The organism is Streptomyces chartreusis, from assembly GCF_008704715.1.
Classification (GTDB): Bacteria; Actinomycetota; Actinomycetes; order Streptomycetales; family Streptomycetaceae; genus Streptomyces; species Streptomyces chartreusis.
Genome location: NZ_CP023689.1, coordinates 5,888,961 through 5,912,962 on the forward strand (window position 1 = coordinate 5,888,961; position 24,002 = coordinate 5,912,962).

Consider the following 24,002-nt stretch of genomic DNA (forward strand, 5'->3'; position numbering starts at 1 on the left):
ATGTGGGCGGAGCTGCTGCAGATCGGCCGCAGTTCCGCCTCCGGCGGCTACCGCCGCTTCGCCTGGACCGGCGCCGACCTCGACTGCCGGGCCTGGTTCAAGGACCAGGCCGAGGCACGCGGGCTCACCTACGAGGTCGACCGGAACGGCAACCAGTGGGCCTGGCTCGGTGACCCCGCCGCCGGGGACGCCGTCGTCACCGGCTCGCACCTCGACTCCGTGCCGGACGGCGGCGCCTTCGACGGGCCCCTCGGCGTGGTGTCCTCCTTCGCCGCGCTCGACGAACTGCGCGGCCGGGGCGCGGAGCTCGCCAGGCCGCTGGCCATCGTCAACTTCGGCGACGAGGAGGGCGCCCGCTTCGGGCTCGCCTGCGTCGGATCCCGGCTCACCGCCGGACAGCTCACCGTGGACAACGCCCACAAGCTGACCGACGGCGACGGAGTGAGCCTGCCGCGGGCCATGGAGGCCGCCGGCTACGACCCCGACACCATCGGGGCCGACCCGGAGCGGCTCGACCGCATCGGTGCCTTCGTCGAGCTGCACGTCGAGCAGGGCCGGGCGCTGGACCTGTCCGGCGACCGGGTCGGCATCGCCAGCGCGATCTGGCCGCACGGCCGGTGGCGGTTCGACTTCCGGGGCGAGGCCAACCACGCGGGCACCACCCGCCTCGTGGACCGGCGCGACCCGATGCTGACGTACGCCGAGACCGTGCTCGCCGCCCGCCGCGAGGCCGAACTCGCCGGTGCCGTCGCCACCTTCGGCAAGATCGCCGTCGAACCGAACGGCGTCAACGCCATCCCCTCCCTGGTGCGCGGCTGGCTCGACTCCCGGGCCGAGGACCAGACGAGCCTGGACACCGTCGTCGGCGGCATCGAGAAGGCGGCCCGCGGCTACGCGGACGCGCACGGCATCGAGCTCGACGTCGTCCGGGAGTCGTTCACGCCCGTCGTCGAGTTCGACCACGCCCTGCGTGACGAACTGGGCCGCATCCTGGGCAAGGACACCGACCTCACCGTGCCCGTCCTGGGCACCGGGGCCGGACACGACGCCGGGATCCTCTCCGGGCGCATCCCGACCGCCATGCTGTTCGTACGCAACCCCACGGGCGTCTCGCACTCCCCGGCGGAGTTCGCCGCCGAGGACGACTGCGTGGCCGGGGTCCTCGCACTCGCCGACGTACTGGAAGGGCTGGCCTCCAGGTGACGACCAAGACCTACTGGCTGGAGCACGCCTGGCTCGACACCCACGTCGAGCCGGGCGTCGCCCTCACTGTGTCCACAAGCGGCTCCGCCGCGGGCCGCGACGGTCGCATCACCGCCGTCCGCACGGACGTCCCCACCCCGCCCCCCGGCGCGGAGATCCTGCGCGGCCTCACCCTCCCCGGACTGGCGAACGCGCACAGCCACGCCTTCCACCGCGCCCTGCGCGGCACCGTCCAGGTCGGCTCGGGCACCTTCTGGACCTGGCGCGAGGTCATGTACTCCGTCGCCGACCGGCTGACCCCGGAGACCTACCACGCGCTGGCCCGCGCGGTGTACGCCGAGATGGCGCTGGCCGGCGTCACCTCGGTCGGCGAGTTCCACTACGTCCACCACGCGCCCGGCGGCACCCCCTACGCCGACCCCAACGCGATGGGCGAGGCCCTCATCGCGGCCGCCGCCGACGCCGGTGTCCGCATCACCCTCCTCGACACCGCCTACCTCTCCTCCGGCTTCGGGCAGCCGCCCACCGGCCACCAGCTCCGCTTCTCCGACGGGGACGCCGAGGCCTGGGCCGCACGCTCTGCACTTCTCAAGGAACGGGATCACGCACGGATCGGGGCCGCCGTCCACTCGGTACGGGCCGTGCCCGCCGACCAGCTTCAGACTGTGGCGCGGTGGGCCGAGGAGCGGCGGGCGCCGCTCCATGTGCACCTGTCCGAGCAGACCGCCGAGAACGAGGCGTGCCTGGAGGTCCACGGCTGCACCCCGACCCAGCTCCTCGCCCTGCACGGCGTCCTCGGGCCGCGCACCACCGGCGTCCACAACACCCACCTCACCGCCGAGGACATCTCCCTCATCGGCGGCAGCGGCACCGGCACCTGCATGTGCCCGACCACCGAGCGGGACCTCGCGGACGGCATCGGTCCGGCCGTCGCCCTCCAGAACGAGGGCTCACCACTGTCCCTGGGCTCCGACAGCCACGCGGTGATCGACCTGCTCGAAGAGGCACGCGCGATGGAGCTCAACGAGCGCCTGCGCACCCGCACCCGCGGTCACTGGACGGCGGCGGCCCTGCTGCGGGCGGCCTCGGCCGACGGGCACGCGGCCCTCGGCTGGGACGAGGCGGGCACCCTGGAGGCCGGCGCGCTCGCCGACTTCACGACGATCGCGCTCGACTCGGTCAGGACGGCAGGGCCGCTTCCGCGGCTCGGGGCCGAGACGGCCGTATTCGCCGCGTCGGCAGCAGACGTGTCGCATACGGTCGTGGCAGGTCGGCACGTCGTGCGGGACGGGGCCCACACCCTCGTACCGGATGTGCCGAAGGCCCTCGCGGACGCCGTCGCAGCCCTGCGCGGATGACCCCGGGCCGACCGTCCGTCACCGCCCCCGAACCCCACACCGCCGACCAGGCAACCGAGGACGCCATGAGCAACGCGACGACCGTCAGCCCCGCCCACTCCGCGAGCACCGCAAGCACGCTCATCACCAACATCGCCGCCCTGGTCACCAACGACCCCTCCCTCGGTGACAACTCCCCCCTCGGACTGGTCCAGGACGCCGCGATCGCCATCGAGGGCGACCGCGTCGTGTGGACCGGTGATCAAAGCAAAGCACCCGCCACTGACAATCGGATCGACGCAGGTGGCCGGGCCGTCGTACCCGGCTTCGTGGACTCCCACTCGCACCTCGTCTTCGCGGGCGACCGCACGCGGGAGTTCAACGCCCGGATGTCGGGGCGGGCGTACAGCGCGGGCGGCATCCGCACCACGGTCGCGGCGACCCGGGCGGCCAGCGACGCGGAACTGGAAGCCAACCTCACCCGCTACCTCCACGAGGCCCTGCGCCAGGGCACCACCACCTTCGAGACCAAGTCCGGCTACGGCCTGACCGTCGAGGACGAGGCCCGCGCCCTGCGCATCGCCGCCGCCCACACCGACGAGGTCACCTATCTCGGCGCCCACATCGTCTCGCCGGACTACGCCGAGGACCCGGCGGCCTACGTCGCCCTCGTCACCGGCGAGATGCTCGACGCCTGTGCCCCGTACGCCCGTTGGGTCGACGTGTTCTGCGAGAAGGGCGCCTTCGACGGCGACCAGGCCCGCGCGATCCTCACCGCGGGCAAGGCGAAGGGCCTGCACCCGCGTGTCCACGCCAACCAGCTCACCTACGGCCCCGGCGTGCAGCTGGCCGTGGAGCTGGACGCCGCCAGCGCCGACCACTGCACCCACCTCACGGACGCCGACGTCGACGCCCTGGCGAGCGGCCGTACCGTCGCCACCCTGCTGCCCGGCGCCGAGTTCTCCACCCGCGCCGAGTGGCCGGACGCCCGCCGCCTGCTGGACGCGGGTGTCACCGTCGCCCTGTCCACCGACTGCAACCCGGGCTCGTCGTTCACCTCGTCCGTGCCGTTCTGCATCGCCCTCGCGGTACGGGACATGGGGATGACCCCGGACGAGGCGATGTGGTCCGCCACGGCGGGCGGGGCCGCAGCCCTGCGCCGCGACGACATCGGCCGCCTCACCCCGGGCGCCCGCGCCGACCTGCTCCTGCTCGACGCCCCGAGCCACGTCCACCTGGCCTACCGGCCGGGCGTGCCGCTGGTCAGCGGGGTGTGGCGGAGCGGCGTGCGCGAGGTCTGAGGCCGCGAGGGCGCCGGGCCGTCCCGGTCAGGACGCCCCTGCCCGCCACCGCTGCGCGCTGCTCCCGCTCGCCGGCTCCAGGGACAGCGCGTCCCCGGCGCCGCCGTCCGGTGTCACGGCCGTCCCGAACGCGATGGCGGGGCGGATCAGCCCGGCGCCGTCCACCACGAACATCAGGTTCCGCCCGTTACGGCCGTCCACCGAGTCGCACGACCAGATGCCGACGCCCCGGTCCGTGGAACCCCGGCTGTCCAGGCAGAAGTCGGGATCGGCGGCCGACTGGAGCACACCGCGGTCCGCGTCGACCCGCCAGCGCTGGGTGCTGGACGACGAGCAGGGCGCGGTGATCACGTCGGTGCCGTCGAAGAACGCGCCGCCCACGTCCAGGCAGAGCCCCGAGGCGACGTTCACCACCTGGGCGTACGTGCCGCCCGGCGGACGAGTGGGCGGCGGCGTGGGCTTCGGGCGGGCCGTCTTCGTCGGGGACGGACTCCTCGTCGGCGACGGGGACTTGGAGGTCCGCGACGGTGACGGGGAGGGCGACGACGTCGTCGGCGTCGCCGAGACCGTCGCCGTCACGGTCACCGCGACCGGCGGCACGCGCACCGCAGTGCTCGCCGCACCCACCGGGTCCTGCGCGGTCGATCCGCCCTGCGCCACCAGGAACGCCACCAGCGGCAGCAGCGCCACGCCCAGCGCCGCCGACACCAGCACCACCCGGCGGCGGTCCGCCGGCCCGCCGCCGTCCGTCGCACTCCGGCCCGCGCGGGCGCCCCGCGCGGTGAGAACCCCGGCCCGCGTCCGGGCCGACTCGCCCGCGCCGTCCGCCGCATACCCCGTGCCGCCCCACGGCAGGAGTCCCTCCGCCAGCGCCGTGCGCGGGGAGTCCCGCAGCGCCGACAGCTCCTCGTACGCCGTCGTGCAGTGCGGGCAATGCGTCATGTGGGCGTGCAGATCTGCGCTGTCGCGGGGGCTGTCGGGCCGTACGGACTCCTCGATGAGCCGCCCGAAGTCGACGCAGTCCGGGTCGTCGGAGGCGGCGAGGCGGGCGCGCAGACAGGCGCGGGCCAGCAGCTGGAGCGCCGGGTCCGTGCCGTACGTGACGTCCTCGCGGGTCAGGCCGAGGAGGGAGGCGGTCCGCTCCACCGGCTCCCGCTCCACGACGCCGTACCAGATCAGGCCCTGGGTGCGCGGCGGCAGGGACTGGAACGCCGTCAGCATGGGCGGGACAGGGCCGGCGGGACCGGCGGTGTTCAGGACGAGCAGCAGCCCCGCGTCCAGGCCGGCCGCCCGCTCGTCCATCGCCCAGGTGCCGGCCAGCCGCGCGGTCAGCAGCAGGAGTTGATGCCGCCAGGGGACACCGGGGTCGATGCCGCGCGCCGTCTGACGGGCCGCCAGGGTGAACGCCTGGGCCGCCAGCTGCCGCGCCATGGAGTCGTTCGGGGTGCACAGCCGGGCGTAGGCGAGGACGTGCGCGTGATGGCGGGTGCGCAGCTCCTGGAGCGCCGGATACGCGGTGGCCGTCTCGGCGCGCAGCAGTTCGGTGAGCCGTGCGTCGGACGCGCCCGCGTGGACCCCGTGGCCATGTTCCTGGCGGCCACGGTCCCTGTCGTCGTCGGCCCGAGCCATTGCGCCGCCTCCTCGCAGCCTTGCGACCCGCTCGGAGTCCTGACCTACCGGCGGGTATGACGGCTCATAGTGGAGGAAGCGGGGCCGTGGGGAAAGGGTTTCTGTGGGTAACCCGTGAGCTCTCGGTGAAAGATCCGAACGCACCGTGCCCGATGCGTTCGGTGAAAGACCCCAACGCACTGTGCCCGGTGCCCCGCCGACAGGTTCGGCAGGGCACCGGGCACAGTGCGGGTCGGCGTGCGGGAGGCGGCGCTCCTCGACCGGTCACCGGTGGACCGGTCATTCCTCGAGCGTCAGTCCCTTTCTGAGCCTGATCAGGGTCCGCGACAGCAGTCGCGACACATGCATCTGGGAGATGCCGAGTTCCTCGCCGATCTCCGACTGCGTCATGCCCGCGACGAACCGCAGGGAAAGGATCTTCCGGTCCCGGGGCGGCAGTTCGGCGATGAGGGGCTTGAGGGACTCGACGTACTCGATGCCCTCGATGCCGTGGTCCTCGTAGCCGATCCGGTCGGCCAGCGCGCCCTCGGCGTCGTCCTCCTCGGGCTGGGCGTCCAGCGAGGAGGCGGTGTAGGCGTTCGAGGCCGCCATGCCCTCGACGACCTCGTCGTTGGTCAGACCCAGGCGCTCGGCCAGTTCCGCCACCGTCGGGGCGCGGTCGAGCTTCTGCGCCAGCTCGTCACCGGCCTTGGCCAGGTCGAGCCGGAGCTCCTGAAGGCGGCGCGGCACCCGCACCGACCACGACGTGTCGCGGAAGAAGCGCTTGATCTCGCCGATGATCGTCGGCATCGCGAAGGTGGGGAACTCCACGCCACGGCTCAGCTCGAACCGGTCGATCGCCTTGATCAGGCCGATGGTGCCGACCTGGATGATGTCCTCCATCGGCTCGCTGCGCGAGCGGAAGCGGGAGGCGGCGAACTTGACCAGAGCGAGGTTGAGTTCGACGAGGGTGTTGCGGACGTACGAGTACTCGTGTGTCCCTTCCTCCAGCGACTCCAGCCGCTCGAAGAGAGTCTTGGACAGGGCCCGCGCGTCCACCGGGCCCACCTCGTCGTACGGGGGGATCTCCGGAAGGCCCGCGAGAGCGTCGTCCTGGTCGAAGTCGCCCTCGCGGACGACGGCGACCGATTCGCCGTGCTGCTCGCCGGAATCCGGATGCTCCGGTTGGGATGCCGACGTCGCGCTCTGGGTATGCGATGCGTCGAGCCGGGGTGACATGATGTCCTCCATCGTTCTCGGCATATGGCTGCCGAAGCCTGTCGTGCACTGCGGTGTGCGGCGCCTCCAAGCCGGCCGAGTCGGTTACGTGTCTCTACTAGCCCTACCCGCTTTCCTGAGCCCACCGCAAGTGCGCTCTGGTCCGAAATGTCCGATTCTGTGTGGATGTTCGGGTGTGTAGGTGACGTAGGGAAGGCGTAGTGTTCGAGAGCGTCAGTCAGCAGCCACGACGTCGGGAGTGAGACACGGCATGGACCGCGGGACGGTCGGCAGCGCACAGTCTGGCCGACTTCTGGTCGAGGTGCGGGAAGAGGGCTCCAGTGCCGTCGTGACCCCGGCGGGTGAGCTCGATCACCACACCGCCGATTTGTTGCGTGAGCCACTCGAGGACTGCCTCGGCAAGGGCTTCAGCCGGCTGGTCGTCGACTGCTCGCGGCTCGAGTTCTGTGACTCCACGGGGCTGAACGTGCTGCTGGGGGCGCGCCTGAAGGCGGAGGCCGCCGGTGGCGGGGTGCATCTCGCGGGCATGCTGCCCGTGGTCGCCCGCGTGTTCGAGATCACGGGGGCCGAGGCGGTCTTCACGGTCCACGACTCGCTGGAGGACGCCCTCGCCGACGGGCCGGACGGCGCCGGCTGACCCCGGGCGTCCGGCACTGCATCAGACGTCACATCATTCGGCCCGAATACAGGGGTGTTCCCTTCGCCCGGTAGGGCAGGAGACATCCTGAACGTGTCGGCTGTGATGTCGGCCACCGGGGGTGGGGACTGTGACCGACGTATCAGGCAAGGACGTGTACCGGTGTACTGACTCTGCGTACTGACTTGTGAATCGTGTGAATGTTGAACTGGTGAATCGGTGAGGTGAAGCGCTGATGAGCACCACCCGGCCTTTCTCGCCGGGCGACCGCGGCCCTGAGCCCAGCGGCGCTTCCGGAGCGTCCGAGGGGGGCGTGCCAGGGACGGGGGCCGCCGAGCGGGGCGCGCCGGCGGCGGGAGCGCCCGACGGGGGCGCTGCGTCGCCCCTGAGGCCCGAGGAGTCCCAGGCGTCCGCGGGGCGTCAGGTCCGCAGGCTGGACTTCGCGGACCAGAGCGGGGTCGTCCCGCTCGCCCGTGACTTCGCCCGGCAGGCGCTGTACGCGTGGAACTGGCTTCCCGCGGCCACCGCCGACCAGCGGGCCGCCGCCGAGGACGTCCTGCTCGTCGTCTCCGAGCTGGTCACCAACGCCTGCCTGCACGCCGAGGGGCCCGACGAGATGTGGATCGCCTGCGACAACAAGGTGATCCGCATCGAGGTCTCCGACAAGGGCACCGGCCAGCCGGCCCCGCGCACCCCGCACCGCTCGGGGCGCCCGGGCGGTCACGGCATGTTCATCGTGCAGCGGCTGTGCCTGGACTGGGGCGTCGTCCGGACGCCCGGCGTCACGGGCAAGACGGTGTGGGCGGAACTGGGCGCACCGGCGTAGGGCGCCCGTACGGCCGTACCGAGAGATCGGTTCCGTGCCGCTGACGTGCTGCTCCAGCTTCTCTGCACGCGCTGACGGAGAGTCGGCAGTGGGCGGCAAGCGGAGCCGGAACGTGTACCGGGCATGCCCCACTCCGTCGGTCTCCGCCACTGCCGCCCGGCGGTCACCCCTTCCACTCGGTGCACGCCGGATCGCCACAACTCCGGTGTGCACCGTGTCTTCCTTCCTCAAGTCCCCGGGCGTACCTTGACGGCCGATCTGATGTGCCGTCAGGAAATGAGGGGACCGTGTCGAAGCAGAAGCGAACCGCCGCGCTCGCGACCGCCGCGGCCCTGGCCGGATCGGCGGTGCTGATGGCCGCCCCCGCGGCCAGGGCCGAGGTCGTCGACGTCAACTACGCCTGCAAGACGCCGATCGGCGACAAGAGCGCCGTCTCGCCCATCGACATCAAGGGCGTCAAGAGCGGCAGCGGCTACAAGATCACCATGTCGTGGCAGAAGGGCGTCTCGTCCAGCCCGGTCGAACTGGGCAAGGGCGCGATGAACCCGAGCGCCACCATCAAGCTGGGCGGCGCCGACAGCGGCACCATGAACGTGACGGGCCCGGCCAACCAGGAGGCCATCCCCGCCAACACCCCCATCAAGATCAACGACTTGACGGGTACGTACTCCCCGAAGAAGACCGGCAAGGTCACCTTCACCGCGGGCATCCTCACCATCAAGGCCCTCGGCACGACCACCACGTGCACGCCGTCCAACAGCCCGGGTCCCTCGCTGAGCCTCGACGTGACTGCGGCATCCGGTGGCGGCGGCGACAGCGGGGCCCAGAGCGGTTCCGGCTCCGGTTCCGAACTTCCGCAGACCGGCCCCGAGGACTCGGCCATCGCCCTCGGCACCCTGGGCGGCACGGTCCTGCTCGCGGGTGCGGCGGGTGCGCTGTGGCTGACGAGGCGGGGGCAGACCGTACGCCGCTGAACGCCTCCGTATGAGAGCGCTGGAGCCGCCGATGTCGTCAGCCGCCCGTGTCCTGTCCCTGCCCCTGCTGCTTCTGTCCCTGCTGGCGGTGGCCCCCACGGCGACCGCCGCCGAGGCCTGGCTCGTCGCGCCCTCCGGGGGCGGGCGCCCGTCCTTCTACACCGAGGGCGAGCCCGGGTCGGTCCAGCAGGACACGGTGTCCGTGACGAACCGCGGCGCCGAGCCGGTCACCGTAGGGCTGACCGGCGACGGCGTGCCGATCGCCTTCGCCGAGAGCCGGGTGCGGATCCCGGCCCGCACCCGCGCCGAGGTCCCGTTCACGGTGACCGTCCCGACGGGCACGGCCCCCGGTGACCGCTCCGGCGAGATCGTCGCCCGGGACGCCGACGGCCGCGCCCAGCGTGTCGCCCTGCGGCTGCGAGTCACCGGCCCGGAGCTGACCGCGCTGACCGTCGAACAGGTGGCAGTCAGGGCCGACAGCATCACATATGTGCTGGTCAACAGGGGTACGACCCCCCTCACGCCGAGTCTCGCAGTGCGCGCCGACGGTGTCCTCGGCCGCCTCCTGGACCGCGCCCCGCGCACCCTGCCGGTCGACCTGCCCCCGGGCAGCCGCACCCGGCTCACCGAGCCCTGGCCCGACCGGCCCGCGCTCGACGCGGTCGACGTGCGGCTCACGGTCACGGCGGCGGGCGGAGCCGCCGACACCGCGCAGGTGTCGGTGCGGTTCGTGCCGTGGGGCGCGGTGGCGGGGGCCGCGGGGGCGCTCGCGGCGGCGGGCGCCCTCGTCGCCGTACGACGTCGAAGGCACCGGGGCCCGTACGACGGCGGGGCGACCGAGGTCGAACGGCCTTTGCAGCAGGCGGAGTTGACGGGAGCGGGGACGTGAGGGGCAGGGTGCGGATTCCGGCGCTGGTGACGGTACTGGCGCTGCTGTTGCCGCCGATGGCGGCCGTGAGCGCGTCGGCGGCCGACGACCCGCCCGTCGTGAAGCTGTCCAGGACGCAGGCGGGGACGGGCGGTTCGGTCACCGTGACCGGCAGCGGCTGGCGGCCGCGCGCGCTGCTGATGCTCCTGATCTGCGGGCAGTCCGTGCCGTCGACCGGCGTGACCGGGGGCACCAACTCCTGCGCCAACGCGGACGGCCGGGCCGTGACCACGGACGGCGAAGGGCGCTTCAGCCGGAAGCTGCCGGTGGCGGAGCCGCCCGTGCCGTGCCCGTGCGTGGTGCACGTGGCGACGGCGACCGGACCCAAGGCCGAGGCCGACGCGATCTTCCAGGTCGCCGGGCACGCGGTCGAGCCGCTGCCCGCGGAGCCGGCGGGCGGCCGTCTTTCGGTGCTCACGGACACCCGGCTGGACGGATCGAGCGGCCTGCTCACCTGGTTCGGCGCACCCCCGGCCCGCACGTTCGTCTTCACGGTCGGCAACGTCGGCACCTCCGCCGTCAGGAACCCGGTCTTCCAGGTCGGCACCTCCCACGGCGTGTTCGCCCCGCAGTGGGAGGAACAGCAGTGGCGCGGCACGATCCAGCCGGGCCGCAAGGCACGCATCGAGCTGCCGGTCGAGCTCGCCGCCGGGGCGCACGGCGACTACGCCGTCTCCCTGAAGTACGGCGGCAAGGTGATGGCCGAGCAGCCCTGGGGCGTGGGGCGGCCCTGGGGCGTGACGCTGTTCTGGATCCTGGTCTGTCTGGTCGTACCGGCGGCGCTGTTCCGCGTCGGGATGGCGGTGGTGGACCGGATACGGCCGCGGCAGTCTGCCCGCCGCCGGGGCCTGCGCCTGCCCGAGGTCGCGTTTCGCCTGCCGGGGCTCAGGCCCCGGGAAGAGGCGAGGCACGCGGCTCCACCCTCTTCGGCCCTGCCGTGGTTCACCCCGGACAGCGATCCGGGCACGGCCGGCCGGCTCTCCGCACCGCACGACGAAAGCCCGACGAGTCCGACGACTCCGACCAGGAAGGGACCCCCGTGAGCAAGCCAAGGAGAGCCGTACCGGCCCGGCCCAGGAGAGCGAGTGCGGCCGGCGTCGCGCTGATGCTCGGCGGCGCGGGCGTCCTGCTCGGCGTGAGCGCCGGGACCGCCCAGGCGGCGGAGGTGGCGTACGCGACCGAGTGCATCCCGCCCGCCATCTCCGGGCTGCCGCCGGTGCAGGGCACGACGAAGGTGGAGATCACCGCGCCCGCCGAGGCGAAGGTCGGTGACGAGGTGGAGATCGTCTGGAAGTTCGTCCAGGCGGCCTCCAAGAACCCGAACATCCTGGACCTGGAGGCGAACACGGTCCAGCCGACGGGCACCCTGAAGGCGGCCGGCGCACAGACCGGGGACATCGCCATGCAGGGTCCGCGGGAGAACCCGCCGATCCCCAAGAACACCGACATGAAGCTGTCCGACATGAAGGGCAAGCTGAAGCTGACGGCACCGGGCGAGGTGAAGCTGACGCCGGACGCGTACAACATCAACGTCAACAAGCCGATCTCCACGGACACCAAGTGCGCGCCCAAGGAGGCGGTGAAGCAGGCGGCGACGATCAAGGTGACGGACGAGGGCGGGAACTCGGGCGGTACGACGGGAGGTCTGCCGACGGTGATCCCGACGCTGCCGACGAGCGTGCCGACCGGCCTGCCCACCGGGTCCTCCAGCCCGACGCCCAGTGAGAGCGAGACGGGCGGCGACGACGGCGGCACGAGCACCGGCGGCGGCACCGGGGGCGGTGGCGGCCAGACCGACTTCACCGGCAAGGAGGTCCAGGTCCCCTACGAGTGCAAGACGCCCATCGGCGACAAGAACGCCACCTCGCCGGTGCAGATCAATGCCAAGAAGAGCGGCGAGAACTTCGACCTCACGGTCAAGTTCAAGAAGTCGGTGATGGACAGCCCCGCCGACATCCCCAAGGACTCGGTCAAGCCGTCGATGGAGGTCGCCCTGGGCGGCGCCGACAAGGGCACGGTCCATGTCGAGGGCCCCACCAACTCCGAGGACATCAAGTCGGGCGAGCCGATCGAGATCCCCGACCTCACGGGGACGTACAAGCCGGGCGCGAGCGGCGAATCGACGTTGTCGCCGGGCGTCCTGACGATCGAGGCCCTGGGCACGACGACGACCTGCACGCCCGCGAAGTCGGAGGTCTCCCTCACCCTGGACACGACCGAGCAGGCGAGCGGGGCGTCCGGCGGCGGTTCGGCCGGCGGTTCGGCGGGAGGCTCCGCGGGCGGCTCGTCGACGAACGGCGGCCTGGCGGCGACGGGCGCGGAGGACCACGCCGCTCTGAAGGCGCTGGGCCTGGTGGCGGGGACGGCACTGCTGCTCGGGGGAGCGGTGTTCACGTTCATGCCACGGCGCAGGACGCGCTGACCGACGCCTGTTTCTCAGGGGCGCGGGGAACCGCGCACTTCCAGCAAAACCGACGGGGCCGTCGCACCCACCCAGGTGCAACGGCCCCGTTCGGCTCAAGCCGCGCGGCGTTAGCGCACGTCGCCCATGAGCTCCTTGACCTTCTTGCGGTACATCCACACCGCCACACCGGCGAGGACGGCGAGCGTCGCCTCCAGGGCCACGATGTTGGTCTTGTTCAGGTCGACACCGGCGATGGAGAGCAGACCGGTCGTGGCGTCACCGGCGGTGACGGCCAGGAACCAGACGCCCATCATCTGCGAGGCGTACTTCGCGGGCGCCATCTTCGTCGTCACCGACAGACCCACCGGGGACAGCAGCAGCTCACCGACGGTCTGGACGAAGTAGATCGCCACCAGCCACATCGCGGCCGCCCTGTGACCGCCCTCGGCGATCGACAGCGGGGCCAGGAAGAGGAAGAACGACGCGCCGACCAGGACCAGACCCGAGCCGAACTTCACGATCGTGCTCGGCTCCTTGCCGCGCCGGTTCAGCGCCAGCCAGAACCAGGCGAAGACCGGGGCCAGCGCCATGATCAGGACCGGGTTGACCGACTGGTACCAGGAGACCGGGAACTCCCAGCCGAAGACGCTGTTCTCGGCGGAGCCGTCGGCGAAGATCGACAGGGTCGAGCCGCCCTGGTCGTAGATCATCCAGAACACGGCCGCGGCCACGAAGAACCAGATGTACGCGGACATCTTCGACTGCTCGCCGCGGTCCAGGTCCTTGTCGCGCTTGATGCGGACCAGGACCATCGTCGGGATGATCACGCCGAGCAGGGTCAGCGGGACCAGGACCCAGTTCAGCGTGTAGTTGCCGGAGAAGCCGACGATCGCGTAGAAGACGACCGCGATACCGGCCCAGATCGCCGCCTTGCGCAGGGTGGAGGACTTCTCCTGGTCGGACAGCGGGGTGGGGACCACGCTGGAGCGCTCGGCCAGGTGGCGCGAGCCGATCAGGAACTGGGCCAGGCCCAGCGCCATGCCGAGCGCGGCGAGCGCGAAGCCCAGGTGCCAGTTGACGTTCTCACCGATGGTGCCGATGATCAGCGGCGCGGCGAAGGCACCGAGGTTGATGCCCATGTAGAAGACCGTGAAGCCACCGTCGCGGCGCGGGTCGGACGGGCCGTCGTAGAGGTGGCCGACCATCGTGGAGATGTTGGCCTTCAGCAGACCCGAACCGATCGCGACCAGGCCGAGGCCGGCGTAGAACGTGCCGGAGGACGGCAGGGCCAGCGTGAGGTGGCCGAGCATGATGACGCCACCGGCCACGGCGACGGTCTTGCGCGGGCCCCAGACCCGGTCGCCGAACCATCCGCCGGGCATGGCGAGCAGGTACACCATCGACACGTAGACCGAGTAGATCGCGGTCGCCGTCGCCGCGTTGAGGTTCAGGCCGCCCGGAGCGACCAGGTACAGCGGGAGCAGTGCCCTCATGCCGTAGTAGGAGAAACGCTCCCACATCTCGGTCATGAAGAGAGTGGCCAGTCCGCGGGGGTGGCCGAAGAAGGTCTTCTCGGAGCCGGGGGTGCCCGGGCGGGCCGAGTCCTTCGTCAGGCTGGACGCCATGGTCGATCCTTGCTGGTCGGGACGCGCACCGACGTAGAACGTTCACGCGCCCGGTGGGGGGCGGCCGGCACCGGCGGACACGGCCGTCCGTCCCACGCCCAGGGACAGTCCGCTCCGGATCACGGAGGGGATGACGGCGACCGTCGGGATCCACGCCCCCGCCATCGGGGGCCCGGCCACAGGTCATTCCTTCGGGGACCGGTGAGCACCGGTCCCGCACACAAAAGAGACCCTCAGCGTCAAGTGCGCCGAAGGTCCCCGCAGTGCTACGGGCGTAGAGTCACCATACGTCAGGACAGTGCCTGAAATGGAAGGACTTGAGACCGGGATCACAGGTGTCGAGGGAACCGCGGACACCCTTTCCAAGGTCCTTTCCAGGATCGCATCCCGAGGGCATAGGTCTGTACCACAGCGGCCGAAGGTAAGAGACACGCCCGGGGCCGGTGAGAATCGGGGCGGTCGATCACCCTCCAGCTCTTGTCATGGGCGGACTACCATCACCTCATGACCCGAGTACTGCTCGCCGAGGACGACGCGTCCATTTCGGAGCCGCTGGCCCGCGCACTGCGCCGGGAAGGGTACGAGGTCGAGGTGCGTGAGGACGGCCCCACCGCGCTCGACGCTGGAATGCAGGGCGGTATCGATCTGGTCGTACTGGACCTCGGCCTGCCCGGCATGGACGGTCTGGAGGTGGCCCGGCGACTGCGTGCCGAGGGCCACACCGTGCCGGTCCTCATCCTCACCGCGCGCGCCGACGAGGTGGACACCGTCGTGGGCCTGGACGCGGGCGCCGACGACTACGTCACCAAGCCGTTCCGGCTGGCCGAGCTGCTCGCCCGGGTCCGGGCCCTGCTCCGGCGCGGGGCGGCCGAGCCGCAGCAGCCGCCGGCCACCCACGGCGTACGGATCGACGTCGAGTCGCACCGGGCGTGGATGGGCGACGAGGAGCTCCAGCTCACGGCGAAGGAGTTCGACCTCCTGCGCGTGCTGGTGCGCGACGCCGGCCGGGTGGTGACCCGGGACCAGCTGATGCGCGAGGTCTGGGACACCACCTGGTGGTCCTCGACCAAGACCCTCGACATGCACATCTCCTGGCTCCGCAAGAAGCTGGGCGACGACGCGGCCAACCCCCGCTACATCGCGACGGTGCGAGGCGTGGGCTTCCGTTTCGAGAAGAGCTGAGTCCGGTCCCGAGGCCGGCGCCGTACCGGCGAGCACGCCGCAGCGGTATCCAGGCCCCACAGGTAAGTAGCAGGACATGCGCCGTCGACTGATCCAGTCCACCCTCGCCGTCGTTCTCGTCGTGATCGCCGTCTTCGGCGTGTCGCTGGTGATCGTCGAGACACGGACGATCACCAGCACCGCACAGGAGCGGGTGGACACCGAGGCGGTACGCCTCGCCAGCATCGTGGACAGCCGGCTGCTCGGGGACGAGACCGTGGACGCCAAGGTGCTGCGGGAGCAGGTCCAGGGGGACCGCTACGCCGAGATCCGGATCCCGCAGAAGCCGGTCATCCAGGTCGGCACCAAGCCCACCGGCGACGTCATCAGCGCCACGGAGACCGGCGAGGAGGGCGAGACGGTCACCGTGCAGGAGCCGCGCTCCTCGGTGACGCGGGAGGTCGGCCGTACGCTGCTGATCATCGCGGCCGTCGCCCTGCTCGCGGTGATCGCGGCCGTGCTGCTCGCCGTCCGCCAGGCCAACCGGCTGGCCTCGCCGCTGACCGACCTCGCGGAGACCGCGGAACGACTGGGCTCCGGCGACCCCCGGCCCCGGCACAAGCGCTACGGCGTGCCCGAGCTGGACCGGGTGGCGGACGTCCTCGACTCCTCAGCCGAGCGCATCGCCCGGATGCTGACGGCGGAGCGGCGCCTGGCCGCCGACGCCTCGCACCAGCTGCGCACCCCGCTCACCGCGCTGTCCATGCGGCTGGAGGAGATCACCCTCACCGACGATCCCGACACGGTGAAGGACGAGGCGACCATCGCCCTGACGCAGGTGGAGCGCCTCACGGACGTCGTCCAGCGCCTGCTGACCAACTCCCGGGACCCGCGCACCGGCTCCGCCGTCACCTTCGACCTCGACGAGGTCATCCAGCAGCAGCTGGCCGAGTGGCGCCCCGCCTACCGCAGCGCGGGCCGGGCCATCGTCAGCTCGGGCAAGCGGCACCTCAAGGCGGTCGGCACGCCGGGCGCCGTGGCGCAGGTGCTCGCCGCGCTGATCGAGAACTCCCTCATGCACGGCGGCGGCACGGTCGCGCTGCGCACCCGCGTGACCGGCAATCAGGCGGTGATCGAGGTCACGGACGAGGGTCCCGGTGTCCCCGCGGACCTGGGCGCCCGCATCTTCGAGCGCGCCATCAGCGGCCGCAACTCCACGGGCATCGGCCTCGCCGTGGCCCGTGACCTGGCCGAGGCCGACGGCGGCCGCCTCGAGATGCTCCAGGCGAAGCCGCCGGTCATAGCGCTGTTCCTGTCGCGTACCCAGCCGCCGAAGAAGCCGCAGGAGTCGGGGCCGACGGTCCGGTGACGGCCCGTTCAGCCGACGCGCTGGCCGACCCGGCGCTCCTGCGCCGCGGGCCCGCGAGGGGGCTCCAGGAACGATTCGGCGGATGGTGCGGGCTCCGGTGCCGGCAGCGCACGGAACACCCACGTGCGGTACGACCAGAAGCGGAACAGCGTCGCGATGCCGATGCCGAGGAACTTGAAGACGTTGCTCTGCAGCGGGCTGTCCCAGCCGAAGCCGTAGGTCGCCGCGTACAGGACACCGTTCTCGATCACCAGGCCGACCACGCTGAACAGCAGGAACAGGCTCAGTTCCTTGGTGCGGCGGCTCTTGTCGCGATCCCGGTAGGTGAAGTACCGGAAGCCGACGTAGTTGAAGATGATCGCGACGACCGTGGCGATGACGCTCGCGCGCACGACCTGGAGGTCGGTGACATGCCGCACCAGGTTGAACACCAGAAGGTTGACGAGCAGCCCCGCGCCGCCCACCGCGCCGAACTTCGCGACCTCACGTACCAGCCGGTCGAAGCGCTGCCGTACGGATTTTCCGGACACCGGAGGCGACACATGAAGCCCCGAGGAACCACGTCCCATGGTTGTGAAGGCTCCCTGTCGGTCGGTTTCGTCAACTCAGCCATGCTAACCACCCCCCTTCGCGATTGCCTGTGGGTGAGCTCATACGTCGGGGAAGAGACCCGGAAAAGTCCGGTAAGAGGGTCGCCCCGGCGCGGCCGATACCCTAGGGGCGTGACGTTCCCGGTAGTCGGCATGGTCGGCGGGGGCCAGCTCGCGCGTATGACACACGAGGCAGGCATCCCGCTCGGCATCAGGTTCAAGCTTCTCAGTGACACCCCGCAGGATTCCGCGGCGCAGGTGGTCAGCGATGTCGTCATCGGCGACTATCGCGACCTCGACACGCTGCGCGAGTTCGCCCGCGGGTGCGATGTGATCACCTTCGATCACGAACATGTACCCACCGAGCACCTACGGGCGCTGGAGGCGGACGGCATCCCCGTCCGCCCCGGCCCCGACGCGCTCGTGCACGCCCAGGACAAGGGAGTGATGCGCGCGCGGCTCGATGCGATCGGTGTGCCGTGCCCGCGGCACCGCATCGTGAGCGACCCGCAGGACGTCGCCGCGTTCGCGGCCGAGGGCGACGGCTTCCCGGTCGTCCTCAAGACGGTCCGCGGCGGCTACGACGGCAAGGGCGTCTGGGTCGTGGACGACGTGACCGGGGCGGAGGATCCCTTCCGCGCCGGCGTCCCCGTCCTCGCCGAGGAGAAGGTGGACTACGTCCGCGAGCTCGCCGCCAACGTCGTGCGCTCGCCGCACGGCCAGGCGGTCGCGTACCCCGTGGTCGAGTCCCAGCAGGTGAACGGTGTCTGCGACACCGTCATCGCCCCGGCACCCGACCTCGACGAGGCCCTCGCGCTGAAGGCCGAGGAGATGGCCCTGACCATCGCCAAGGAGCTCGGCGTCGTCGGCCACCTCGCGGTCGAGCTGTTCCAGACCCGCGACGGCCGCATCCTCGTCAACGAACTCGCGATGCGACCGCACAACTCGGGCCACTGGAGCCAGGACGGCGCCATCACCTCGCAGTTCGCCAACCACGTCCGGGCCGTCCTCGACCTGCCCCTGGGCGACCCGCGCCCGCGTGCCGGGTGGACGGTGATGGTCAACGTCCTCGGCGGCGACTACCCCGACATGTACTCCGCGTACCTGCACTGCATGGCCCGCGACCCGCAGCTGAAGATCCACATGTACGGCAAGGACGTGAAGCCGGGCCGCAAGGTGGGCCACGTCAACACCTACGGCGACGACCTGGACGACGTCCTGGAGCGCGCACGTCACGCAGCCGGTTACCTGAGAGGCACGATCACCGAATGAGCCCCGTTGTAGGCATCGTCATGGGTTCGGACAGCGACTGGCCCGTCATGGAGGCCGCCGCCCAGGCCCTCGACGAGTTCGAGATCGACTACGAGGTCGACGTCGTCTCCGCGCACCGCATGCCGCGCGAGATGGTCACCTACGGCGAACAGGCGGCCGAGCGCGGGCTGAAGGTGATCATCGCCGGTGCCGGCGGCGCCGCCCACCTGCCCGGCATGCTCGCCTCGGTGACCCCGCTCCCGGTGATCGGTGTGCCCGTGCCGCTGAAGTACCTCGACGGCATGGACTCCCTGCTCTCCATCGTGCAGATGCCGGCCGGCGTGCCCGTGGCCACCGTCTCGGTCGCCGGCGCCCGCAACGCCGGGCTGCTCGCCGCCCGCATCCTCGCCACCCACGACGAGGACCTGCTCCAGCGGATGCGCGAGTTCCAGCAGGACCTGAACGACCAGGCCACCGAGAAGGGCAAGCGCCTGCGCGCCAAGGTCGAGGGAGCGGGCGGGTTCGGCTTCGGCGCGGGGAAGTGACGCCGATGACCTCCCTGGAGGCAGCCCGGGAACTGCTGCGCGAGTTCCCCGTCGTCGACGGCCACAACGACCTCCCCTGGGCACTGCGCGAACAGGTCCGCTACGACCTCGACGCCCGCGACATCGCCGGCGACCAGGGCGGCCATCTGCACACCGACATCCCCCGCCTGCGCGCGGGCGGCGTCGGCGCGCAGTTCTGGTCGGTGTACGTCCGCTCGGACTACGCCGGTGACAAGGCGGTCAGCGCCACCCTGGAACAGATCGACTGCGTACGGCAGTTGCTGGCGCGGTATCCGGGCGACCTGCGCCCGGCGCTGACGGCGGCGGACATGGAGGCGGCCCGCGCGGAGGGCCGTATCGCCTCCCTGATGGGTGCCGAAGGCGGCCACTCGATCGCCGACTCCCTCGCCACGCTGCGCGCGCTGTACGCGCTCGGCGTCCGCTACATGACGCTCACGCACAACGACAACATCGCGTGGGCGGACTCGGCGACGGACGAGCCCGGCGTGGGCGGTCTGTCGGCGTTCGGCCGTGAGGTCGTGCGGGAGATGAACCGCGAGGGCATGCTGGTCGACCTCTCGCACGTGGCGGCCACGACCATGCGGGACGCCCTCGACGCCTCCGCCGCCCCGGTGATCTTCTCGCACTCCTCCTCCCGCGCGGTGTGCGACCACCCGCGCAACATCCCGGACGACGTGCTGGAACGCCTGCCCGGCAACGGCGGCGTCGCGATGGTGACGTTCGTGCCGAAGTTCGTGCTCCAAGCGGCGGTCGACTGGACGGTCGCGGCCGACGAGAACATGCGCGCCCACGGCTTCCACCACCTCGACACGACCGCCGAGGCGATGAAGGTGCACCGCGCCTTCGAGGAGACCAACCCGCGCCCGGTCGCCACGGTGTCCACGGTCGCCGACCATCTGGACCACATGCGCGAGGTCGTCGGCGTCGACCACCTCGGCATCGGCGGCGACTACGACGGCACCGCCTTCACCCCGGACGGTCTGAACGACGTCTCCGGCTACCCCAACCTGATCGCCGAGCTGCTGGACCGCGGCTGGTCCAGGCCCGACCTGGCGAAGCTGACCTGGCAGAACGCGGTCCGGGTGCTGGGCGCGGCGGAGGACGTGGCCCGCGGCCTTCAGACGACGCGGGGTCCGTCCAACGCGACCATCGAGGCACTGGACGGCTGATCGTCGAGGGCGGGGTAGTCGGTGTAGCCGGTCGCCCCGCCCGTGTACATCAGGTACCGGTCCCGCACCGGGTTCAGCGGTGCCCCCAGCGCGAGGCGCCGCACCAGGTCCGGGTTGGCGAGGAACGGGCGGCCGAGGGCGATCAGATCGGCCCCGGCGGCCAGCAGCCGGGCCGACTCGACGCCGATCCTCGCCGCGGACAGCTCCGGGAGCACCGGGTTGGCGATCAGGGTGCCCGGCCAGGCGGCCCGGATCCGCCCGAACAGCGGGTCCGCCGGGTCGGCGTGCACCAGATGCAGATACGCGAGCCCCAGCCCGCCCAGCGCCGCCACGAGCGCCGGGTAGAGCGTGTCGGTGTCGGTCTCCTCGATGCCGTTGACGGTGTTGCGCGGAGAGATCCGTACGCCGGTGCGCTCGGGCCCGATCGCGGCGGCCACCGCCTCCACCACCTCCCGCACGAACCGGATCCGCCCGGCCGGCGAGCCGCCGTGGCCGTCGGTGCGGCGGTTGGTGTTGCCGGACAGGAACTGGTGCAGGAGATGGCCGTTGGCGGAGTGCACCTCGACGCCCGCGAAACCGGCGGCCACGGCATTGCGCGCGGCGTTCGCGAAGTCGGCGACGGTGGTGCGGATGTCGTCGCCGGTCATCTCCCGGGGGACGACGGCTGGGCGGTGCCCGTCCGGCGTGAAGATGGTCTCCGGGAGCGGCAGGGGAGAGGGCGAGACGGGGGTCAGTCCGCTGGTCGCGGGGTGGCCGACCCGGCCGCCGTGCTGGAGCTGGAGGAACATCGGGCCGCCGCCGGCCGCCCGTACCGCCTCGGTGACCAGCCGCCAGCCGGCCACGTGCGAGGGCGAGTGGATCGCCGTGATGTTCGGGTACGTCTGCCCGGTCGCGTTCGGTGTGGCGGCCTCGGCGACGATCAGGCCCGCCGAGGCGCGCTGGGCGTAATAGGTGGCCATCAGGGGAGTGGGCGTGCCGTCAGCCTCCGCACGGTTCCTGGTCAGCGGAGCCATGACGAGGTGGTTGGACAGGTGCAGCCGGCCCAGGCGGGCCGGGGCGAGAAGCGGGCCGACGGTTGGCTTCTGGGACTCCGTGTGCGTCATGCCCGTACCGTAAAATCTGACATCAGTGTCAGATTCAAGCCCGGACGGACCGAGAGGGTCGCGGAATGCGGATCGGTGAACTGGCCCGGCGCACCGGTGTGAGCGAGCGGTCGCTGCGCTACTACGAGGCCCAGGGGCTGCTGCGCGCCGAGCGCACGCCGGGCGGGCACCGCGACTATCCCGAGGCGGCCGTCGACCGGGTCGTCCGGATCCAGGAGCTGTTCGCCGCCGGGCTGCACAGCAGCCGGATCGCCGAGCTGCTGCCGTGCATGCGGGACGCCGACGGCGGCCCCTCCGCCGTCGCCACGCCCCGGCTCGTCGAGGACCTCACCGCCGAGCGCGCCCGTATCGACCGCATGATCGCCGACCTGGTCCGTTCCCGCGACACGCTGGATGACGTCATCGAGGCGGCGCGGGAGGGCTGACGTACCCCCGAACGCCCCGTCCACCTCGAAGGGCCCGCGGGTCCGTGCGACCGTGACCGTACTGCTGATCAGTACGTCGATCACGTACGGAGACCGCCATGGCAGACCTCAAGTACGAAGCGGATGCCGGCCCCGAGGTCGGCGAGATAGGTGATCTGCCGGAGCGGCTGCCCGAGGCCGTCGACGGTCCGGAGGCGGACTCCGGCGCCGACCTCCTGGCCCGTGCCCACCGCCTGCTGGCCGCGCATCCCGTCGCCGACGGCTACAGCGGACTGCCGTGGGCGCTGCGCCGGCTTCCCTGGTTCGACCTGGAGCTCGGCGAGAGCGCCGTCGACACCGATGTGCCGCGGATGCGTGAGGGCCATGTGGGCGCGCTGTTCTGGGCGCTGCACCTGCCCGAGGCGCTGGACGGGGACCGGGCCGTCGGCGCCACGCTGGAACAGCTGGACCTGGTGAAGACCGTCGTACGGGCCCACGCCGAAGGTCTGCGCCTCGCCGACACCCCCGGCCCGATCACCGACGCCCTGCACAGCGGCCGGGTCGCCGTGCTGCCGGGACCGGCGGGGGCCGCCGCGCTCGGCGACTCGCTCGGCATCCTGCGCTCCCTGCACGGCCTCGGGCTGCGCGCCCTGACCCTGTCCGGCGTCTCCTGGGCGAGCGAGTCGGGGCTGACCCGGTTCGGCGAGGAGGTGCTGCGCGAGATGAACCGCCTCGGTGTGCTGGCCGACCTCTCCGGCGCCTCCGCGGACACCGTGCGCCGGGCGTGTGCGGTGTCCAAGGCGCCGGTCCTGTGCGCCCGTTCGGCCGCCCGCGCCCTGCGCCCGCACCCGGCCAACCTCCCCGACGACCTGCTGGCCGAGCTGAGCGCGGTGCGGGGCCTGTGCATGGTGCCGCTCACCGCCGAGCAGACCGGCCCGTCCGTCCGGGACGTCGCCGACCACCTGGACCACGTCCGCGAGATCGCCGGCCCCGGCTGCGTCGGCCTGTCCGGCACCTACGACGCCGGCGCCGCCCATCCGCAGGACCTCAGCGACGCCTCCTGCTACCCGCACCTCGTCGCCGAACTGCTGCGCCGCGGCTGGTCCGAGACCGACATCGCCCTGCTGACCTGGGGCAACGTCCAACGCGTGCTGCGCGAGGCCGACTTCACGGCCCGGGAGGCACAGCGCCGCCGGGCACCCTCGACGATGAAGATCGCCGAGCTGGACGGCTGACCGGCGGCCGGCGCGGCCCGGTCGCGGACGTCAGGCCCGGCAGAGGCAGAACGGGTGGCCCGCCGGATCCGCGTAGACCCGGAAGCCGCGTGAGCGGTCGTCGGTGTCGAGGGGCTTGGCTCCGAGGGCCAGGATCCGCGCCTCGGCCGCGTCCAGGTCCTCGACGCTCAGGTCCAGGTGGAACTGCTGCGAGTGATCGGGCGCGGGCCACTTCGGCGGTACGAATCCGGGGGCGGCCTGGAACGCCAGCGCCCGCCCGCCCGGCACCGTCAGGTCCACCCAGTCCCCCTCGCCCTCGACGCTTCCGCCGAGCACGCCCGCGTAGAAACCGGCGAGTGCGCGGGGGTCGGGACAGTCCAGGACGACGGCGCCCAGTTCGGCGATGGCCATGACTTCCTCCTTGAGATGCGGTTACCGCTATAGCGCGCCAATGGGTAACGCGGTTACCTGATACTCCCGTATTGGAGGTAACGTCGCAAGGGGATCGGAGAACTGAGGGATAGCGTGCAGCCATGAGTGAGAGATCGCCCGCGCCCGGGGGCCTGGAGCTGGTCCAGTCGCTGGTCAACACGCTGGCCCTGGATTCGGGCGCGGACTCGCTGGACACGGCGGAGGGCCGGGCGCGCTTCGGGCTGGGCGAGGGGGACGTGGCCGGGGCGCGGGAGCTGCGGGAGTCCCTGCGGGTGGCCCTGCTCGCCCACGCGGGCCATCCGGCGCACCGCGAGGTGACTCCGCTCGGCGTGCTGCTGGCGGCGAGCCCGCTGCTGGTCGCGGTCGACGCCGCCGACGGCTCGGCCGTCCTCGCCGCCGCCGACCAGGGGCCGCTGCGCTCCCGGGTGGCCGCCGCCATCGCCCAGGCCCTGGTCGAGGGCACCTGGAGCAGGCTCAAGGCCTGCGAGGCGGGCGACTGTCACTGGGCGTACTACGACCGCAGCCCGGCGGGGCGCGGCCGCTGGTGCTCGATGCAGGTGTGCGGAGCGCGCGCGAAGATGCGGCGCTACCGAGCGAAGTGAGCCATTTCGAAAGGTCGTTGAAGATTCATTCGGCGTGATACGCCCGGGTGCGGCAGAAT

The 24,002-nt window shown here is 71.8% G+C and carries 23 protein-coding genes; 17 read left to right on the plus strand and 6 right to left on the minus strand.

Annotation, left to right across the window (positions count from 1 at the left end; genetic code table 11):
* The 3 genes from CP983_RS25890 to hutI are packed head-to-tail and all read left to right on the plus strand — an operon-like array spanning nucleotide 1 to nucleotide 3,841.
* Entirely contained in the window at nucleotides 1-1,203 is a 1,203-nt protein-coding gene (locus tag CP983_RS25890; RefSeq protein WP_150506876.1) for an allantoate amidohydrolase, read from the plus strand.
* Complete coding sequence (locus CP983_RS25895; protein WP_150502122.1) at nucleotides 1,200-2,561, plus strand: formimidoylglutamate deiminase; 1,362 nt, start codon at nucleotides 1,200-1,202, stop codon at nucleotides 2,559-2,561. The genes CP983_RS25890 and CP983_RS25895 overlap by 4 nt, the downstream gene beginning before the upstream one ends.
* The gene (hutI, locus tag CP983_RS25900) at nucleotides 2,558-3,841 is read left to right on the plus strand and encodes an imidazolonepropionase (RefSeq protein ID WP_150502124.1); all 1,284 of its coding nucleotides are present in this window, start codon (nucleotides 2,558-2,560) and stop codon (nucleotides 3,839-3,841) included. Before CP983_RS25895 ends, hutI begins: the two co-directional genes overlap by 4 nt.
* Nucleotides 3,842-3,868: 27 nt before the next feature.
* Here the strand turns inward: hutI and CP983_RS25905 are convergent, their stop codons facing one another.
* Nucleotides 3,869-5,470, minus strand: a complete 1,602-nt coding sequence (locus tag CP983_RS25905; RefSeq protein ID WP_150502126.1) for an RICIN domain-containing protein — start codon at nucleotides 5,468-5,470, stop codon at nucleotides 3,869-3,871.
* Nucleotides 5,471-5,749: 279 nt separating this feature from the next.
* Nucleotides 5,750-6,700, minus strand: coding sequence for an RNA polymerase sigma factor SigF (locus CP983_RS25910; RefSeq protein WP_163016926.1), 951 nt, complete (start codon nucleotides 6,698-6,700; stop codon nucleotides 5,750-5,752).
* A 238-nt stretch (nucleotides 6,701-6,938) separates the two neighbouring features.
* Here CP983_RS25910 and CP983_RS25915 point away from each other — a divergent pair, with 238 nt between their 5' ends.
* The 6 genes from CP983_RS25915 (at nucleotide 6,939) to CP983_RS25940 (ending at nucleotide 12,475) form a co-directional block, all read left to right on the plus strand.
* The gene (locus CP983_RS25915; RefSeq protein WP_107905769.1) at nucleotides 6,939-7,325 is read left to right on the plus strand and encodes an STAS domain-containing protein; all 387 of its coding nucleotides are present in this window, start codon (nucleotides 6,939-6,941) and stop codon (nucleotides 7,323-7,325) included.
* 235 nt (nucleotides 7,326-7,560) lie between these two features.
* A complete protein-coding gene (locus tag CP983_RS25920) occupies nucleotides 7,561-8,151 on the plus strand; it encodes an ATP-binding protein (RefSeq protein ID WP_150502128.1) in 591 nt (196 codons plus the stop codon).
* A gap of 287 nt (nucleotides 8,152-8,438) precedes the next feature.
* Entirely contained in the window at nucleotides 8,439-9,125 is a 687-nt protein-coding gene (locus CP983_RS25925; RefSeq protein WP_150502130.1) for an LPXTG cell wall anchor domain-containing protein, read from the plus strand.
* 31 nt (nucleotides 9,126-9,156) lie between these two features.
* Nucleotides 9,157-10,014 (plus strand): COG1470 family protein, encoded by an 858-nt coding sequence (locus CP983_RS25930; RefSeq protein WP_150502131.1) that lies wholly within the window; start codon nucleotides 9,157-9,159, stop codon nucleotides 10,012-10,014.
* Nucleotides 10,015-10,070: 56 nt separating this feature from the next.
* Nucleotides 10,071-11,096, plus strand: coding sequence for a hypothetical protein (locus CP983_RS25935; protein ID WP_373309834.1), 1,026 nt, complete (start codon nucleotides 10,071-10,073; stop codon nucleotides 11,094-11,096).
* Complete coding sequence (locus CP983_RS25940) at nucleotides 11,093-12,475, plus strand: hypothetical protein (RefSeq protein ID WP_373309823.1); 1,383 nt, start codon at nucleotides 11,093-11,095, stop codon at nucleotides 12,473-12,475. Before CP983_RS25935 ends, CP983_RS25940 begins: the two co-directional genes overlap by 4 nt.
* Nucleotides 12,476-12,585: 110 nt before the next feature.
* On the opposite strand, the gene CP983_RS25945 is transcribed toward CP983_RS25940, so the two are convergent.
* Nucleotides 12,586-14,082 carry an oligopeptide:H+ symporter gene (locus tag CP983_RS25945; protein WP_150502133.1) on the minus strand — a complete coding sequence of 499 codons (1,497 nt, stop codon included), beginning with the start codon at nucleotides 14,080-14,082 and terminating at the stop codon, nucleotides 12,586-12,588.
* A gap of 504 nt (nucleotides 14,083-14,586) precedes the next feature.
* Between CP983_RS25945 and CP983_RS25950 the strand changes: the two genes are divergently transcribed.
* Together CP983_RS25950 and CP983_RS25955 are read left to right on the plus strand one after the other, a co-directional pair.
* Entirely contained in the window at nucleotides 14,587-15,264 is a 678-nt protein-coding gene (locus CP983_RS25950) for a response regulator transcription factor (protein WP_107905766.1), read from the plus strand.
* A gap of 76 nt (nucleotides 15,265-15,340) precedes the next feature.
* Nucleotides 15,341-16,612, plus strand: coding sequence for an ATP-binding protein (locus CP983_RS25955; protein WP_107905765.1), 1,272 nt, complete (start codon nucleotides 15,341-15,343; stop codon nucleotides 16,610-16,612).
* An 8-nt stretch (nucleotides 16,613-16,620) separates the two neighbouring features.
* Here the strand turns inward: CP983_RS25955 and CP983_RS25960 are convergent, their stop codons facing one another.
* Nucleotides 16,621-17,181 carry a GtrA family protein gene (locus CP983_RS25960; RefSeq protein WP_125526048.1) on the minus strand — a complete coding sequence of 187 codons (561 nt, stop codon included), beginning with the start codon at nucleotides 17,179-17,181 and terminating at the stop codon, nucleotides 16,621-16,623.
* 153 nt (nucleotides 17,182-17,334) lie between these two features.
* Here CP983_RS25960 and CP983_RS25965 point away from each other — a divergent pair, with 153 nt between their 5' ends.
* The 3 genes from CP983_RS25965 to CP983_RS25975 are packed head-to-tail and all read left to right on the plus strand — an operon-like array spanning nucleotide 17,335 to nucleotide 20,188.
* The gene (locus CP983_RS25965; RefSeq protein WP_150502135.1) at nucleotides 17,335-18,474 is read left to right on the plus strand and encodes a 5-(carboxyamino)imidazole ribonucleotide synthase; all 1,140 of its coding nucleotides are present in this window, start codon (nucleotides 17,335-17,337) and stop codon (nucleotides 18,472-18,474) included.
* The gene (purE, locus tag CP983_RS25970) at nucleotides 18,471-18,998 is read left to right on the plus strand and encodes a 5-(carboxyamino)imidazole ribonucleotide mutase (RefSeq protein WP_107905762.1); all 528 of its coding nucleotides are present in this window, start codon (nucleotides 18,471-18,473) and stop codon (nucleotides 18,996-18,998) included. The genes CP983_RS25965 and purE overlap by 4 nt, the downstream gene beginning before the upstream one ends.
* A gap of 5 nt (nucleotides 18,999-19,003) precedes the next feature.
* Nucleotides 19,004-20,188 carry a dipeptidase gene (locus tag CP983_RS25975; protein WP_107905761.1) on the plus strand — a complete coding sequence of 395 codons (1,185 nt, stop codon included), beginning with the start codon at nucleotides 19,004-19,006 and terminating at the stop codon, nucleotides 20,186-20,188.
* Here CP983_RS25975 and CP983_RS25980 read toward each other — a convergent pair.
* Nucleotides 20,137-21,291, minus strand: a complete 1,155-nt coding sequence (locus CP983_RS25980) for an alkene reductase (RefSeq protein ID WP_150502137.1) — start codon at nucleotides 21,289-21,291, stop codon at nucleotides 20,137-20,139. The two genes, CP983_RS25975 and CP983_RS25980, sit on opposite strands and share 52 nt — an antisense overlap.
* 65 nt (nucleotides 21,292-21,356) lie before the next feature.
* On the opposite strand from CP983_RS25980, the gene CP983_RS25985 reads away from it, so the two are divergent.
* Both CP983_RS25985 and CP983_RS25990 read left to right on the plus strand, forming a co-directional pair.
* Nucleotides 21,357-21,716 carry a MerR family transcriptional regulator gene (locus CP983_RS25985; RefSeq protein ID WP_150502139.1) on the plus strand — a complete coding sequence of 120 codons (360 nt, stop codon included), beginning with the start codon at nucleotides 21,357-21,359 and terminating at the stop codon, nucleotides 21,714-21,716.
* 98 nt (nucleotides 21,717-21,814) lie between these two features.
* Nucleotides 21,815-22,930, plus strand: a complete 1,116-nt coding sequence (locus CP983_RS25990) for a dipeptidase (protein ID WP_150502141.1) — start codon at nucleotides 21,815-21,817, stop codon at nucleotides 22,928-22,930.
* 30 nt (nucleotides 22,931-22,960) lie between these two features.
* On the opposite strand, the gene CP983_RS25995 is transcribed toward CP983_RS25990, so the two are convergent.
* Nucleotides 22,961-23,320: a VOC family protein gene (locus CP983_RS25995; protein WP_107905757.1), complete on the minus strand. Its 360-nt coding sequence runs from the start codon at nucleotides 23,318-23,320 to the stop codon at nucleotides 22,961-22,963.
* A 122-nt stretch (nucleotides 23,321-23,442) separates the two neighbouring features.
* On the opposite strand from CP983_RS25995, the gene CP983_RS26000 reads away from it, so the two are divergent.
* Nucleotides 23,443-23,943: a CGNR zinc finger domain-containing protein gene (locus CP983_RS26000; protein WP_107905756.1), complete on the plus strand. Its 501-nt coding sequence runs from the start codon at nucleotides 23,443-23,445 to the stop codon at nucleotides 23,941-23,943.
* Nucleotides 23,944-24,002 lie beyond the last annotated feature (59 nt).

Coding starts and splice junctions, on each gene's coding strand:
- CP983_RS25930 (WP_150502131.1), top strand. CDS start 9,157: ATGTCGTCAGCCGCCCGTGTCCTGTCCCTGCCCCTGCTGCTTCTGTCC.
- CP983_RS25955 (WP_107905765.1), top strand. CDS start 15,341: ATGCGCCGTCGACTGATCCAGTCCACCCTCGCCGTCGTTCTCGTCGTG.
- CP983_RS25960 (WP_125526048.1), bottom strand. CDS start 17,181: ATGGGACGTGGTTCCTCGGGGCTTCATGTGTCGCCTCCGGTGTCCGGA.
- CP983_RS25890 (WP_150506876.1), top strand. CDS start 1: ATGTGGGCGGAGCTGCTGCAGATCGGCCGCAGTTCCGCCTCCGGCGGC.
- CP983_RS25935 (WP_373309834.1), top strand. CDS start 10,071: ATGGCGGCCGTGAGCGCGTCGGCGGCCGACGACCCGCCCGTCGTGAAG.
- purE (WP_107905762.1), top strand. CDS start 18,471: ATGAGCCCCGTTGTAGGCATCGTCATGGGTTCGGACAGCGACTGGCCC.
- CP983_RS25975 (WP_107905761.1), top strand. CDS start 19,004: ATGACCTCCCTGGAGGCAGCCCGGGAACTGCTGCGCGAGTTCCCCGTC.
- CP983_RS25995 (WP_107905757.1), bottom strand. CDS start 23,320: ATGGCCATCGCCGAACTGGGCGCCGTCGTCCTGGACTGTCCCGACCCC.
- CP983_RS25920 (WP_150502128.1), top strand. CDS start 7,561: ATGAGCACCACCCGGCCTTTCTCGCCGGGCGACCGCGGCCCTGAGCCC.
- CP983_RS25905 (WP_150502126.1), bottom strand. CDS start 5,470: ATGGCTCGGGCCGACGACGACAGGGACCGTGGCCGCCAGGAACATGGC.
- CP983_RS25945 (WP_150502133.1), bottom strand. CDS start 14,082: ATGGCGTCCAGCCTGACGAAGGACTCGGCCCGCCCGGGCACCCCCGGC.
- CP983_RS26000 (WP_107905756.1), top strand. CDS start 23,443: ATGAGTGAGAGATCGCCCGCGCCCGGGGGCCTGGAGCTGGTCCAGTCG.
- hutI (WP_150502124.1), top strand. CDS start 2,558: ATGACCCCGGGCCGACCGTCCGTCACCGCCCCCGAACCCCACACCGCC.
- CP983_RS25985 (WP_150502139.1), top strand. CDS start 21,357: ATGCGGATCGGTGAACTGGCCCGGCGCACCGGTGTGAGCGAGCGGTCG.
- CP983_RS25910 (WP_163016926.1), bottom strand. CDS start 6,700: ATGGAGGACATCATGTCACCCCGGCTCGACGCATCGCATACCCAGAGC.
- CP983_RS25990 (WP_150502141.1), top strand. CDS start 21,815: ATGGCAGACCTCAAGTACGAAGCGGATGCCGGCCCCGAGGTCGGCGAG.
- CP983_RS25915 (WP_107905769.1), top strand. CDS start 6,939: ATGGACCGCGGGACGGTCGGCAGCGCACAGTCTGGCCGACTTCTGGTC.
- CP983_RS25950 (WP_107905766.1), top strand. CDS start 14,587: ATGACCCGAGTACTGCTCGCCGAGGACGACGCGTCCATTTCGGAGCCG.
- CP983_RS25980 (WP_150502137.1), bottom strand. CDS start 21,291: ATGACGCACACGGAGTCCCAGAAGCCAACCGTCGGCCCGCTTCTCGCC.